General features: G+C 28.7%; 19 protein-coding genes. 3 read left to right on the top strand and 16 right to left on the bottom strand.

The window, feature by feature from the left end; genetic code table 11:
- Positions 1–43: 43 nt before the first annotated feature.
- From JK634_RS14795 to JK634_RS20710, 9 genes are all read right to left on the bottom strand, one after another.
- Entirely contained in the window at positions 44–649 is a 606-nt protein-coding gene (locus JK634_RS14795; protein ID WP_202768442.1) for a hypothetical protein, read from the bottom strand.
- Between the two features lie 19 nt (positions 650–668).
- A complete protein-coding gene (locus JK634_RS14790) occupies positions 669–2,309 on the bottom strand; it encodes an N-acetylmuramoyl-L-alanine amidase (protein WP_202768441.1) in 1,641 nt (546 codons plus the stop codon).
- A gap of 137 nt (positions 2,310–2,446) precedes the next feature.
- Positions 2,447–2,809: a TSUP family transporter gene (locus JK634_RS14785; protein ID WP_202768765.1), complete on the bottom strand. Its 363-nt coding sequence runs from the start codon at positions 2,807–2,809 to the stop codon at positions 2,447–2,449.
- 36 nt (positions 2,810–2,845) lie between these two features.
- Complete coding sequence (locus tag JK634_RS14780; protein WP_202768764.1) at positions 2,846–4,030, bottom strand: MFS transporter; 1,185 nt, start codon at positions 4,028–4,030, stop codon at positions 2,846–2,848.
- A 132-nt stretch (positions 4,031–4,162) separates the two neighbouring features.
- On the bottom strand, positions 4,163–4,792 hold the full coding sequence (locus tag JK634_RS14775; protein WP_202768440.1) for a FlxA-like family protein: 630 nt from the start codon (positions 4,790–4,792) through the stop codon (positions 4,163–4,165).
- 78 nt (positions 4,793–4,870) lie between these two features.
- A complete protein-coding gene (locus JK634_RS14770; RefSeq protein ID WP_202768439.1) occupies positions 4,871–5,692 on the bottom strand; it encodes a Cof-type HAD-IIB family hydrolase in 822 nt (273 codons plus the stop codon).
- A gap of 26 nt (positions 5,693–5,718) precedes the next feature.
- Complete coding sequence (locus tag JK634_RS14765) at positions 5,719–6,471, bottom strand: DeoR/GlpR family DNA-binding transcription regulator (protein WP_202768438.1); 753 nt, start codon at positions 6,469–6,471, stop codon at positions 5,719–5,721.
- A gap of 96 nt (positions 6,472–6,567) precedes the next feature.
- Positions 6,568–6,729 carry an aspartyl-phosphate phosphatase Spo0E family protein gene (locus JK634_RS14760; RefSeq protein ID WP_202768437.1) on the bottom strand — a complete coding sequence of 54 codons (162 nt, stop codon included), beginning with the start codon at positions 6,727–6,729 and terminating at the stop codon, positions 6,568–6,570.
- Positions 6,730–6,805: 76 nt separating this feature from the next.
- Positions 6,806–7,168, bottom strand: coding sequence for a DUF5658 family protein (locus JK634_RS20710; protein WP_420839047.1), 363 nt, complete (start codon positions 7,166–7,168; stop codon positions 6,806–6,808).
- Between the two features lie 186 nt (positions 7,169–7,354).
- Here JK634_RS20710 and JK634_RS14755 point away from each other — a divergent pair, with 186 nt between their 5' ends.
- From JK634_RS14755 to dmpI, 3 genes are all read left to right on the top strand, one after another.
- Complete coding sequence (locus tag JK634_RS14755) at positions 7,355–7,618, top strand: hypothetical protein (RefSeq protein WP_202768436.1); 264 nt, start codon at positions 7,355–7,357, stop codon at positions 7,616–7,618.
- A gap of 222 nt (positions 7,619–7,840) precedes the next feature.
- Positions 7,841–8,410: a hypothetical protein gene (locus JK634_RS14750; RefSeq protein WP_202768435.1), complete on the top strand. Its 570-nt coding sequence runs from the start codon at positions 7,841–7,843 to the stop codon at positions 8,408–8,410.
- 144 nt (positions 8,411–8,554) lie between these two features.
- Entirely contained in the window at positions 8,555–8,743 is a 189-nt protein-coding gene (dmpI, locus tag JK634_RS14745; RefSeq protein WP_202768434.1) for a 4-oxalocrotonate tautomerase DmpI, read from the top strand.
- A gap of 32 nt (positions 8,744–8,775) precedes the next feature.
- On the opposite strand, the gene JK634_RS14740 is transcribed toward dmpI, so the two are convergent.
- The 7 genes from JK634_RS14740 to JK634_RS14710 form a co-directional block, all read right to left on the bottom strand.
- Positions 8,776–9,894 carry an NAD(P)/FAD-dependent oxidoreductase gene (locus JK634_RS14740; RefSeq protein WP_202768433.1) on the bottom strand — a complete coding sequence of 373 codons (1,119 nt, stop codon included), beginning with the start codon at positions 9,892–9,894 and terminating at the stop codon, positions 8,776–8,778.
- Between the two features lie 119 nt (positions 9,895–10,013).
- Positions 10,014–10,259 carry a hypothetical protein gene (locus tag JK634_RS14735; RefSeq protein WP_202768432.1) on the bottom strand — a complete coding sequence of 82 codons (246 nt, stop codon included), beginning with the start codon at positions 10,257–10,259 and terminating at the stop codon, positions 10,014–10,016.
- A gap of 76 nt (positions 10,260–10,335) precedes the next feature.
- Positions 10,336–10,587, bottom strand: a complete 252-nt coding sequence (locus JK634_RS14730; protein ID WP_202768431.1) for a hypothetical protein — start codon at positions 10,585–10,587, stop codon at positions 10,336–10,338.
- Positions 10,588–10,703: 116 nt separating this feature from the next.
- On the bottom strand, positions 10,704–11,243 hold the full coding sequence (locus JK634_RS14725; protein ID WP_202768430.1) for a CDP-alcohol phosphatidyltransferase family protein: 540 nt from the start codon (positions 11,241–11,243) through the stop codon (positions 10,704–10,706).
- Positions 11,244–11,323: 80 nt separating this feature from the next.
- Positions 11,324–11,665: a hypothetical protein gene (locus JK634_RS14720; RefSeq protein ID WP_243425621.1), complete on the bottom strand. Its 342-nt coding sequence runs from the start codon at positions 11,663–11,665 to the stop codon at positions 11,324–11,326.
- A 127-nt stretch (positions 11,666–11,792) separates the two neighbouring features.
- Complete coding sequence (locus JK634_RS14715; RefSeq protein WP_202768429.1) at positions 11,793–12,068, bottom strand: hypothetical protein; 276 nt, start codon at positions 12,066–12,068, stop codon at positions 11,793–11,795.
- 240 nt (positions 12,069–12,308) lie between these two features.
- Positions 12,309–13,295, bottom strand: coding sequence for a magnesium transporter CorA family protein (locus tag JK634_RS14710; RefSeq protein WP_202768428.1), 987 nt, complete (start codon positions 13,293–13,295; stop codon positions 12,309–12,311).
- Positions 13,296–13,420 lie beyond the last annotated feature (125 nt).

The raw sequence follows: 13,420 nt of genomic DNA, 5'->3' as shown, positions 1-13,420 counted from the left end.
ATTGGATATCTCATTTTAATTTTTGAGATATCCAATCTTCTTTTTATATTGTATTATAGTTTGTTTCAGTTAGTTGTGGAGCATGCTCAAACTGACACTCTTGTCCATCATATAAAACCTTAACTCCCTGAACCCATTCTCCAGAATAACCTTTTTGAAGAATATTATTTACTATTCTCTTAGCATTTATAAGAGATTGTTGATCCCCTTGAAACTGTTGGTACCAACTACCTTCATCTTGTACGCTTTTAGTTTCTTTAAGATTTATAACTGCAATAACTTTATTATCTTCCTTTTTAGTTGAAACTTCATATGATTTTCCATTAAACCACTTATCCATAACTCCTTTAGTTACAGCTTTTACCTTATCATCTAAAGAAGCCTCTTTTTTTACTGTTGCATTAGTTTCATCCTTCTTATCCTCTTGATTGATGTTAGCATCTTGAATCTTTATCTCTTCACTTTGATTATCAGTTGCCTTAGACTCATCAGTGGTTTTATCTGAAGTATTATTTTCTGTATCATTATTTTGACTTGCTTCTACTTGTTTATTATCTGCCTTAGATGCATCTTCCTTTTTATTATTACATGCTACTAAAAATAAGGTAGATACAATTAATATTGCAATTATATTTAAAATTTTTTTCACTACTATACCTCCAAAACATTTAATTACTTAATGTTTTTTGTACTGCATCTCCAATTACTTCTCCAATTTTCGTTTGATTATCTGAGTTTGCTGATCTTCTAGCTTCATCTAAATTAGATAAGAATCCACATTCAACTAATATAGATGGCATATTTGTATTCTTAGTTACAAATAAATTATGGTCGTGAGCATCTCTATTATTATATCCCATTTTTGATGATAAATCATTTACTATTGTAGTTGCTAAATTTCGGCTTACAATAGCTACATTACTTGGAGTTGTATCAATATATACTCCTGAATACCATCCCTTAGGATCATCCCCAGTTATAACTCCACTAGTATCTATATTAGGTCTATATGTACTATAGTGTGCACTTACACCTGATACAGATGAATTTTCTGACTTATCGTGATGAATACTGATAAATAAGTCTGCTTTTAATCCATTAGCTAAGTCCACTCTACTTTGTAATGATTGACTTAAGCTTGTTGATACAGGTCTTTCCCATCCTTGTCTAGTTAAAACCACTTTGTTTCCTCTAGCTTCTAAGCTTGCCTTAACTTTCAACGCTACTTGCATATCTAAGTCAGATTCAGCATATCCGTTTCCTACGCAACCATAATCAGCACCGTAATCATGTCCTGGGTCTACTACGATTAATTTACCAAAATAATTATTTATATTACTTTGTATTACACCTGGACTGCCAAGTATAAATAGATTAAAACTTGGTTTTGAATCTAAATAATCTTCAACGTCTTTCTCCATAGATTTGTTCTGAGCTAGTAGAATAGGTGTTTGAGTTTTTGCTGCTAAAACACCACCTGCTAAGGCATCTGGGAAGTCATCACCTGTTGTTAATATTACATTGTTATTAAAACTACTTTGGAACGTTTTGACTATATTTAATGCTGTTAAATATCTATTAGATCCGCCTAATCTTTGAACAGTCATTCCATCACTTTTAAGTTGATTTTCAACATTTAAAGAAACTGCTCCCACTCCACCACTAATTATAACTTTAGTTATACCATTGTTTTTTAGCCAAGCTCTTGTTTTTGCTTCTAATGAATTAGCCTGTGTATATAATATTGGTATATTCTTCATAGCTGCGTATGGAGCTATGGAAAGTGCATCTGGATAATTATCATAAATAGTAATAACTGCTGTATGAGATGAATTACTAGCATTAACTTTATCTGATATCTTTAAAGATGTTTCAAATCTATCTGTACCACCAAGTCTTGTTACTGTGTATCCAGAACTTGTTAAACTATTTTGCACACCATCCGAAATTACTCCATTACTACCTAATATGTAAACATTACTTGCGTTCAAACGTTTAATTTCATTCATTGTACTTTGCGGAATAGAAGTTTTGTCCGTTAATAAAATTGGTGCATTCTTTAAAAATGCAAAAGGAACTCCGCTCAGTGCGTCGGGAAAATCATAAGCATATGCTAGTACAACATTTTGAGAACTTGTCCAACCAGCTTTACTTATCTCTACTGCTGTTTCAATTCTTGTACTACCACTATATCTTGTTTGTCCTGCAATTGTTACTGCTGATGTTTTTATGCTATTAGTTTGAAGTAGTGACAAAGAAACTACTGCTATTAATGCTAACCTAATAACACTCTTTAGTTTAATTCTCATAGTATCCCCCTTTTAAAAACTGATTTCATTTTCAATTATATATAAAAATTTGCCATTTCTCAACAAGCATATATTTACATTTACAAATTTTACACTTCTTTTACTGGTTTGTAATCGCATTGTAACATTATTTCTTATTATTTCCCAAAAAAGGTCTTTATTCCTACTAATATTATAAAAATCCCAAATATTTTCTTCATAATATCGACTGGAAGTACAGCTGCAAGCTGCGCACCGTATTTTGCAGCTATTAGCATAGTTACACATATAATAATCCCAGAATATACATCAACATTTCCTTTTTTATAATACTCTAAAAATGCAAATATCCCTACTGGTGGTAGCATAGCTACTAAAGAAGTTCCTTGTGCTTTCAATTGAGGAAAATGTCTAAAGAAAATTAATGCAGGGATAATTATTATACCTCCGCCTATTCCAAATAATCCACTTAAAACACCTGCTGCAATTCCAATTAAAATATCAATTATTATACTAGTTATCATAAAACTTCCTCCTAAATTATTAATAAAATAATACTAATTAAATTTTCTAATTTTATGAATTATTATTGCTATTAATTGAGTTATTATTCCTATAAAGCATACCCCATACCAACCAAAATGTGCATAACTTAATGATCCTAAATAGGATCCTAGTGAACCTCCTATAAAATACGAAACCATAAAAACAGTATTTATTCTATTTCGAGCCTCTTCACTTAAAGCATGAACTCTTGCTTGGTTTGAAATCTGACAAGACTGAACTCCAAGATCTAATAAAATAACTCCAATAATTAATCCCCAAAGTTTAAACCCTAATGCTGTAAAACATATATACGCACTAGTAACAATTATCATACCTATTCCAATAGTAAACCTTGGACTCTTTTTATCAGCTATTTTCCCTACAATAGGAGCTGCTAGTGCTCCTGTAACTCCTACTAAGCCAAATAGTCCTGCTACCTCAGAGCCCATGTTATAATAAGGACTTTCAAGCAAAAATGATAGAGTTGTCCAAAACGCACTAAAAGCTGCAAACATCATTGCTCCATTAATTGAAGCTTCTCTTAATACTGGCTCTGTTTTTATTAGATAATGCATTGACTTAAATAGTTCTCCATATTTCATTTTCGAAATTGGTTCACTTCTAGGCAAAATATTTTTTAAAGCTAATGCTAAAATCAACATCATAATTGCTGCAATAAGGTATACAATTCTCCATCCAAAATATTTTCCAACAATTCCACTAAAGGTACGTGATAACAATATCCCAATTAACAAACCACTCATTACTGACCCTATTATTTCTCCTCTTTCCTTGGGATTTGCTAGCTGAGCTGCTAATGATACAATTAATTGTGGTACTACTGAAGTAAACCCAATTGCAAAAGCTGCTACTGCTACTACTGCAATATTGTGAGAGAGAAACATTAGAACAAGTGACATTGCAGCGAAAATTAACATTGTTACAATTAAAGTTCTTTTTTCTCTTATATCTGCTAAAGGTAATAAAAACAACATTCCTATTGCATACCCCACTTGCGTAAGCATTGCAACAAAACCTATACTTCCCTGAGTAACATAAAAAAATCTTGCTATCTCTGCAAGTAATGGTTGAATATAATATAGATTAGCTACTGTAATTCCACATGCTGCTGCCATTACTACTATTAAAAAAGGACTTAATTTAAAGCCATTTTGTATCTGCTTTTCTTGCTCCATTAACATTTAACAACCTTCCTTCGTAAAAATCACTCTCTTAATTATACCATTAAATATTTATCATACCCTTTGCATTTCCTGTTAAGTTTATAAATGACAAAGGCCTGTCCGTATTCTGACAAGCCTCAGTTATTAAACAATCGCGTCTATCTTTTTATAAATTATTTCTTCTTCTTTTTGAACTTCCTTATTGTTTTCTATAGAGGAATTTATATTATCCTCTTTCTTATCTTTATTTTCCATATGTACTTTACTTAGTTTTTTGTCTAGGGCCTTATCTTTCTTATCTATCTCATTAAGTTCTGCTTCTTTTCTTTCAGTTGCAGCGCCTCTGCCCTCATCTAATTTTATTTCTATCTTTAGTACTCTTTCTTTTCCATTAAAATCTTTTTTTGTTTTATTAATTATTTGTTCTTTAGAGTATGTGGTATTTAATTGAAATAAATCACTTTCACCATAAATGCTACTCGAACTACTTTTACTAGTGCTTGTATTTTTATTCTGACTTTCTTTATTTGACTTTAAATTATCTTTTAGTCTTTCACTTTGTACAGATTGTATTTCAGTATCAATCTGCTCTATTTGATTCTCAAGCATCTTACGTCTTTCTCTTTTAGTACTTTCATCAATTTTGCTATCATTTAAATTTTTTAACTGCTCTTGTAGTTTCATCTTCTGTTTTTCTAATATATCAATTTCATTGTTATCTTTAGTATATGAAGTTGTTACACTTGTACTAGAACTAATCGCTGTAATATTCATGATTACCCTCCATTGCTAAAACTTATATATAATTATACAACATTTCACGTATATATTACAAATTCCTCCAAGTGCTTACTATGATAACTTTATTAAATGTCTCTCTAATGCTTTTGCAACTCCATCTTCATCATTGGTAAAAGTAACTTCATCTGCATGTTCTTTAACCTTGATAGGTGCATTCCCCATAGCAATTCCAAGTGCTGCGTATTCTATCATATCTATATCATTGTAATTATCTCCTATAGCAATAACCTGCCCTCTTTCAATATTAAATTCTTTGCATAGAAATTCTATAGCTGATGTTTTAGATACTTCTTTTGCCATAATTTCTAAGTAAGTTGGTTTTGATGGATATACATTTATATCCTCCTTGCTAATTGAATTAATCTTTTTATATAGTAACTGAATATCTTCCGGTTCACCAATACATAAAACCTTATTTGCTCCAGAATTTTGGTTTTCTAATTGTTTAATTAATTTATTGAAATCTATTATTTCAGGAGATATATTGGTAATCTCACTTTCATTTATTGCCCATTTATCAAGGTTTTCTATATACCATTCATCATCCTTATATATGCTTAAACTCACCTTAAAATCTTTTGAAGTATCATATATCTTTTTAATCACCTTGGAATCTATAACTTTATTAACTAATACATTTGAATGTTTGTCCACTATTAATGCTCCACTATAGCAAATAAGAGGCTCAGAAATATTAAGTTCATTTTGCAGTGGAATTATTCCTTTTGGCATTCTTGCTGATACTAAAACTGTATGAATCTTCTTCTCATTAGCAACTATATCAATTATATCTTTTGTTTTTTCAGTAATCTTATGATTTGAATTTATTAATGTCCCATCTATATCTAAACATACCATTTTATATTTACACATTGAAACTCCCCCAGAACATAAATAATTTAAATAACTATTACTTCAATACTCTTTGATTCAATTATTTCTAAAAAGCTTTTAGGAGGAGTCTTATCGGTGATTATAATATCTATTTTATCTAAAGCTACTCCCATGTGATAACTGCTCAACATAAATTTCTCGTATTCTGCAAGTACTATAACTTTTGAAGAATGTTTTACCACCTCGCTTTTTATATATGCATCTTCTTCATCCATATAATATATACCATTTTCCATTATAGCCGCTGCACCTAAGAACACTGCATCAAAAAACATATTCTTAAAATAGCTTATTGAATCTGGCCCATAGAAAAATCTATTATCTCTATTAAGAAAACCTCCCGTAGAATAAACTTTTACATTTTCCTTTTCTGAAAGAACTTCAATATTATCTAGAGAATGCGTAACAACTGTAACTTCTTCATTTAAATATTCTGATAAAAAACTTATTGTTGTTGATACATCAAAAAAATAGAATTCTTTATAATGAATAAATGACAATGCTCTTTTAGCTATATTTTTCTTATCTTCAGAATAAGATTTAAGTCTTTCTTTATAAACTTTAATCGTATTTCTTATGGCTGGTATTGCTATTCCCCCATGTGTTCTTATGGCAGTTCCTTGCTCAATAAGCTTTATAATATCACGGCGTGCTGTATCTCTCGATACATTTAAAGTTTCACAAATATCATGTACTGACATTTTACTATGTTCATTTAAATATTCTAATATCTTTAATAATCTTTCTTCTTGAAACATATAGTATCACCTCTAATTCTATTTTAAGTATTTATAAGTATTTCATCAATACTTTTAAGTAATTTTTGCAAATAAAAAAGAGCCTAAGCTCTATCTTTATTTAATGGTTTCATTATATTTGTTCAAAAGCGAATTCAACATTCTACTAACACTAATAACTTCAAAATTAATTAAATTTTCCTGTTTCTGTTTAATGGTATTTTCTAATTGTTCTCTTAATGTTTCAATATCTTTTAATAAATCCTCAGCTTCTGACATAAAAAACACCTCCATTACTATTATTTCCAACAGAGATATTTTCTATAAGTCCTTGGGCTAATTTTCCATTATTTTTTTATGATCTATTTATATAAAAACATAAACCTAAATTAAACAGATGTACAAAGGTAATGATGCAAAATGCAACTATTAAAAAATTAAGAACCTTATTAGAGAGTAGAATTTCTTTTTCGTTTGAACCTCTAAGCCTATAATACCAATAAAAAATAACTAACCCAACTCCCCCAATTTTTATAACGAATGCTTGAGGAATATTATATATAATTTTACTCATTACCAAATTTACTTCACTAAAATATTCTCCATTTGTAAAAAGTACAATCCAAGTAAAAAAAAGATCTATAATATTTAAAATAAATAAAAAAATAAATTTTCTCTTAATATAGCTTATTCCCTTATACCTATTTATTATCTCCATCATATCTCCTCTTACTTAAATTCTTACCACAATAAAATATATTAAACATTTAATTAATTATTTACTCAAACTATAATTTTTACCAAAAAATATTAATTATTTGAATTTTTCTACGATAAATAAATTATGTTGTTATTAAAGAGATAGTTATTATATCCTAATTAATTTTTAAAAGGAGGGGTTTATGTGCAATTCGAGGCAGCAATAATTAATAATAGCGAATTAACTTTTGCACTAATTCCTGTTGATTATTCTATTGTAATGGATTCAACCACAGCAAAAAATATCCAAGCATCTTATGCTAAATATTTTCCTGGATTGCCTATAATTTTGATGTCTGCCAATGATCTTACTATTCCTACATACTTCGGTAGAAAAGATATTTTGAGATATCTTACTGATTTAAATCCTAGCTCAATATCCTTTGAAGTATTTAATTTTGATTATTAAAAAATTTACATATTTAATCGGAAATTGAACAATTTATTTAATTATTACATAATTGTTTTTTATTTCACGTAAAAACACCACATTCAATGTAGTGTTTTTTTTCGCAAATGATTGTCTTATACTTCCTAAGTATTTATAGAATTTGGTTTTATGATTCACGGTATATTACTCAATTTTATGGTTAACATATACTTGTACTATAAATATGAAGGAGTGATTGTAATGGACGAAAAAAATAAAAAAGCTTTAGAAGGTTATTTAGAAAAAAAGGTAGATGCTGAAATCGGTGAAGAAATATCTGGATTAAGAGAACAAATAGGCGCAATGGAAAGCACATTAAATCAATTAAAACAAACATCAATGAGTTCTTCAATGAGTTCATCTATGAGTTCTCAAAGTAATGGTTCACAAATGCAATCTAATCAACAAGGCAAACAAGTTGTAAATAACTTACAACAACAAATAAAAGACTTTAAAAATCAAGCTCAACAGCAGCAACAACAAACTCAACAACAACTACAGAGCTCTATAATTCATGCAATAAATGATTTAAATCAAGCAAACCAATACTTACAATCAAATCAAACTTTAGTACAAATGAACCAACTAATTGAACAAACTCAGCTACAGCTTGATCAAATGAGTCAAAATACTCAACAAACAGGTAGCCAACAAAGCATGCAGCAAGGAAATCAACAAGGTGGCCAACAAGGCAGTCATCAAGGAAGTCAACAAAGCATGCAACAAAATAGTTTTGGATTAAGTGGTTCATCTTCTCATTCTAGATTTTAACTATAGCTAATAATATATACATATAATCGTGTTTATATGGTAAAACCTATAAACACGATTCTTTTTTATGTAAAACACTTATGTTAATATTCCTTAAAGTTTTATATAATTTAACTATGAATATAATTAAGGAGGTATGAGATTATGCCAGTAATACAAATTGATGGACCTAAGATTACTAAAGAACAAAAGGAACAACTTGTAAAAGAGTTTGTTTCTTCTGCAAGTAAAATTCTTAACATTCCAGAACAAGCTTTTGTTACAGTAATTAAAGAGAATGATTATGACAATATTGGTAATGGTACAAACTTATTATCAAACCTTCATAAGTAAATTTTAAAAATGCTAGGTATATTCCTAGCATTTTAATTATTGAGCTTTTTCTTATAATAATTATTTAATTTCATAACTGGAGTTGCAAATTCCATTAAATCTATTTGACTTTCAGCGGAGAATATTTTGTCTATTAGCTTGTCAAAAAATTTATTGTCTAGTAATTTAATAGATGAATCCAGCTTATCATCTGTTAGATTTTGTAGGTATCTCCTTAACTCTAGTGAATTATTATAATTATCAAATAAAGGCCTAACAAGCTTTTCATACTTATCTATACCACAAATATCATATGCAGAATAAACTCCAGTTAATATCGCCGTAAATTGACCAAACCCTAACCCCGGAGAGATTGCTCCAAAACAATTTCCAACAAAATATGTATTATCTATTTTTGGTGAGTTACATATTCCCATCATATACCTAGTAAATTGAAATTCATCAGTTATCCTAGGCTTTTGATTTATATCCTCGCATATTAAACTATAAAAATTTTCAAAAACTTGATTTAAATCTAGCTTAATATTATTAGGAGTACACGGGTATGCAATTACAATATTAGCTTCTCTTTCGCTATATGGAATAAGCCACCCATATCCCTTAGGGACTACCTCATAATTAAACCATACTTCTGGAACATCTCTGTTAAATTCACCTTCTACTGATACCCCTTTCATTTTACAAGTTAAATCGCATCTATAATTCCCCAAATCACATGCATATTCACCATCTCCTGTAGCTAATACTACATAATCATATTTCTTACATAAATCTTCATAGCTATAGATTGAATTGTAATTTATTTCTGTTTTGACCTGCTTTGCTAGTTGAGATTCATATGAGTTTTCATGTCTTCCTCTAATATTTAAATATCCTATTTTGCCTTCAATACTTCCTACTTCATTTTTTGAATGTATTACTATTTTATTTGTTTCAGTAATTGGCTTTAAGTGGATATCAAATTCTTTTGATATATACTCTATGCTATCTTTAATCGGTCTATTTAGTATACTAAACATTGCTTCTCCATTAACAAATCTGTCTCCTACCCTGCTTCTTTTTTCAAAGATACGAGGCTTTATACCATGTTTTTCCAACGTCAACGCACAGGATAAACCTGACATGCCTGCTCCCATTATTGCAACTTCCATAAAATCATCTCCTTTTGATAGTTTATATAATTTCATATTCCCTATACATAAAAAATCATCAAGTAAAAAAAGCTCCTCTATTTTCTTTGAGGAGCTTTTGCTTTTAATATCAATAAAATCTATTTTTTTATAAATCCAAATATACTAGTTGTAATTCCAACTAAAACTATCACCAAGCCTACTAAGCTATATATAAATCCATCACTTGATGATATTCCTCCACCAACTAATGCTATTAATGCTACTCCAATAATAGAAATCTCAATTCCTAATAACATTAGTTTTATTGAGTTGATATTTTCCGTAAACCTAATTAATATAGCTATAGTTATAAGTATAGGAATAAGTAAAAGTAAAAATAACATACAAACTTCTCTCTTTCTTTGTAATTAATTCTTAATCTTCTAATTAATTTAAGTTTTCTTAAATCTGAATAAACTTTTATAGTCCATGTAAACGTCTATGTATTCCCATAATTATATGATATATAATAGGAAAGAAAATCATAACGAATATACTTTCAAAAAACAGATCCAAATTCAATGTAACCATGGATGCTATTAGGCTTACTATAACAAATACCAAATATCCATTCATTGCTACCCTAGCATAAAATAGAAAAAACTTATTTTTTCCCTTAAACTTTTCTATCCAAAATAAATCATTTAGATATTTCATTAGTTTTCCTATCATCTTAAGTGTCTCTCCTTTTGTAATAGTAGTTATACTACTCCAGCTGATAATAGTTATATTTACTTATTAATTTCTTCTAGTGAAAATATATCCTTTGCCATAGTAATACCCCTTTTTTATTTTAAAAATATACTCTTCCTATTTAAATCTGGTTCTTTATATTTAACTGTAATTAAAAATTCTTCTACTGCTGAAATCAATACAATTGTTAGAATAATCCATGCCAAGATGGAACTTTTAATAAATATAAGCATTATAGGCATAAGGAAAATAATTAATCCCGATAACTTATTTCCAATTGTATGAATAAATACAAACTCTTTGTATTTAATTTTAGTAAATATCAAATTTAGTAAGCGAATAGCTATTATAACCATAAGCATAATCATATGCTTATACTTTATAATTGAAGTGTATTTAATTAAAAAAATTATTACAAATATTAAATAAAAAATGAAATCAGCATATGAATCTAATTTTGCTCCTAAATCACTTTCTAATCCATATTTTCTAGCAATATATCCATCTAATACGTCTGTTATACCAATAAATATATACAGAGTTACAAATATAATTTTGTAAGGTATAAGTGCCAATAAAGAAATTGATAATACAATTCTCATGATTGATAATATATTAGGAATGTTTCTATCCATAATTTCCATCCTATTTTCTCATTTCATATGTCCATATTATACCATATAATAATAATTCAAATAAAAAAGTACTCAATCTTTTATTGAGTACTATTTTTATAAATCACTGCTATTTCTCCACTTCCTACAATGGAAATAGTATCTCCATTCCGAATTGTTCCTAAATTTATAATCTCATTTACTGTGTCAAATTCTTTAAAAAATCTTATATCCCCTTCACGATCAAGAATTGAAACACTTGTGCGATTATTAGGGGTAACAAGTGTGGCTGTTGCTTTATAGTCTTGAAGCTCTGCAATACTATAAACACCTTGCTTATATGTATTAGATATTGGGTCAAGAGATTCAGTTGCTTTTGAAACTGTTGCAAAAGAACAAATTAACAATAATGAAAGATATATAACTTTTTTAATTTTCATCATATTCACCTCACTTTATTAATTTTCTTCATGAGGGATAAAAATATGCATAACATTCTAAGTAAAGATAAAAAGCATTTAGAACATCCCTAAATGCTTTTTCTAATTTACCAATTTAAAATTAGTAACTCTAATAGAACTTTACTTTTGATACATTTACTTTGGTCCCTTCTCTTTTTATAGCAAATGTTGATAATACTTTGCCATTCTTTTTTAGGATATAAGCCATTGTATTTGCCTCTGCCTGTCTTTCTTGTTTAATCTGATATCCTCCTTGCAATAACTTACCCAAAAAATTCTCCATATTATCAGAATCAATATTTCTTGTATCAAAGCCTTCATGTTCAAGCATTTTCTTGAAATTATCATTAATTGCCTTAAACATATCTGGATCCATTTCTCTCATTCTAAACCTCCTAACATATATAATACTTCTAATTGAATTACTTTCTATAATACCCATTATATTCAAATACCTTCTAAATTTCTCCTTTTATGTCGAAAAAGCAAAAAATAAAAAACAGCTAGAATATATAAAATTACTAGCTGTTTTTAAAGGGGGAAATTTATAAAAAAACTTATCTTATTATTATAATAAATGATTTATATTTCATTTGTGTGTCAATTTTATGTGCTTATTATGTGATTAAAACCACCTATCCTTTTTAACAAAGAATAACACACCAATAAATATTGTTGGAATAAATATCATCCCAAATACTATCCAAAATGCCAATTCATAATTGTGCATAGGAATTCCTTGCACATTCATTGAAAACAACCCGCTTACTAGTGTCATTGGCAATATAGCAACTTGAATTATAGTAAAGGTACGCATTAACCCATTCATTGTGTGATTAGTCAATGAAGCGAAAGTATTATCTGCTGATTCTATTACTTCTTTATAATTCTCAAGCATATCCCATATCTTTTCTATTTTATCTGTTATATCATCAAAGTATATATCCATATCCTTTGGTAGATATTTCTGAATAACCTTTTCCAATGTTAAAATAACAGGTCTTAATGGTTTTATAACGCTTCTATAGTTAATGATCTGCATCTTAGTTCTTGATATAACTTCAAGCATTTCTTTAGATCGATTAGTAAATACTTGCCTGTTTATTTCATTAACAATATTACCAATCTTGTCTAGCATAGGGAAACAATAATCAAACAGTGTTTTTATTATCTCATACAATAATAGCGCAGACCCTTTTCCCATATACTCACTTTGTGAAATTTCACTTGATTCGCATTTTTGTGCTAGCTCTACCAACGGCTTAAGTTCTCCTTCATGAAGTGTAACTAAATAATCATGTCCTATAAAAATATCTATTTCTTCAAAATCAAGTCTAAAATATTCTTTTTTATATCTAGGAAGATGTAGCACGATAAAACTATAATCTTCATAGGAATCTACTTTAGGTCTTTGATGTTCAGTCATGCAATCCTCTAATAAAAGATCATGAAAGTCATACATCTCCTTAAGCATATTAATTTCATTGTTAGTAGGCTTTATGATATCTATCCATTTAAGTCCACCAAATTCTACTATCTTCACCTCTGTATTTATACTCTTAATGTTAATTGATTGCTGTTTTTTATCATTTTTGAATGGTAGTGTAAACATAGTAAGCATCCTCCTTTTCTAAATGGAGGATATTAAGCTAACTATACAAAGTGTATAATATCCCCCACCTTTTTAGTTTTAACTCAAATATCGTGTCATTATTAGGTTCGGGACTATCTTCCACT

Origin of the sequence: Clostridium paridis, assembly GCF_016765615.1 — a bacterium.
In the GTDB taxonomy this organism is placed as follows: domain Bacteria; phylum Bacillota; class Clostridia; order Clostridiales; family Clostridiaceae; genus Clostridium_T; species Clostridium_T paridis.
The sequence above is the reverse complement of the archived record's forward strand: the minus strand, read 5'-3'. Positions and strand labels throughout refer to the sequence as shown.

Bases quoted from the DNA above. Each gene is read 5' to 3' on its own strand.
- JK634_RS14790 (WP_202768441.1), bottom strand. From the start codon at position 2,309: ATGAGAATTAAACTAAAGAGTGTTATTAGGTTAGCATTAATAGCAGTA.
- JK634_RS14780 (WP_202768764.1), bottom strand. From the start codon at position 4,030: ATGGAGCAAGAAAAGCAGATACAAAATGGCTTTAAATTAAGTCCTTTT.
- JK634_RS14775 (WP_202768440.1), bottom strand. From the start codon at position 4,792: ATGAATATTACAGCGATTAGTTCTAGTACAAGTGTAACAACTTCATAT.
- JK634_RS14770 (WP_202768439.1), bottom strand. From the start codon at position 5,692: ATGTGTAAATATAAAATGGTATGTTTAGATATAGATGGGACATTAATA.
- JK634_RS14765 (WP_202768438.1), bottom strand. From the start codon at position 6,471: ATGTTTCAAGAAGAAAGATTATTAAAGATATTAGAATATTTAAATGAA.
- JK634_RS14760 (WP_202768437.1), bottom strand. From the start codon at position 6,729: ATGTCAGAAGCTGAGGATTTATTAAAAGATATTGAAACATTAAGAGAA.
- JK634_RS20710 (WP_420839047.1), bottom strand. From the start codon at position 7,168: ATGGAGATAATAAATAGGTATAAGGGAATAAGCTATATTAAGAGAAAA.
- JK634_RS14750 (WP_202768435.1), top strand. From the start codon at position 7,841: ATGGACGAAAAAAATAAAAAAGCTTTAGAAGGTTATTTAGAAAAAAAG.
- dmpI (WP_202768434.1), top strand. From the start codon at position 8,555: ATGCCAGTAATACAAATTGATGGACCTAAGATTACTAAAGAACAAAAG.
- JK634_RS14740 (WP_202768433.1), bottom strand. From the start codon at position 9,894: ATGGAAGTTGCAATAATGGGAGCAGGCATGTCAGGTTTATCCTGTGCG.
- JK634_RS14735 (WP_202768432.1), bottom strand. From the start codon at position 10,259: ATGTTATTTTTACTTTTACTTATTCCTATACTTATAACTATAGCTATA.
- JK634_RS14730 (WP_202768431.1), bottom strand. From the start codon at position 10,587: ATGATAGGAAAACTAATGAAATATCTAAATGATTTATTTTGGATAGAA.
- JK634_RS14725 (WP_202768430.1), bottom strand. From the start codon at position 11,243: ATGGATAGAAACATTCCTAATATATTATCAATCATGAGAATTGTATTA.
- JK634_RS14720 (WP_243425621.1), bottom strand. From the start codon at position 11,665: ATGATGAAAATTAAAAAAGTTATATATCTTTCATTATTGTTAATTTGT.
- JK634_RS14715 (WP_202768429.1), bottom strand. From the start codon at position 12,068: ATGAGAGAAATGGATCCAGATATGTTTAAGGCAATTAATGATAATTTC.
- JK634_RS14710 (WP_202768428.1), bottom strand. From the start codon at position 13,295: ATGTTTACACTACCATTCAAAAATGATAAAAAACAGCAATCAATTAAC.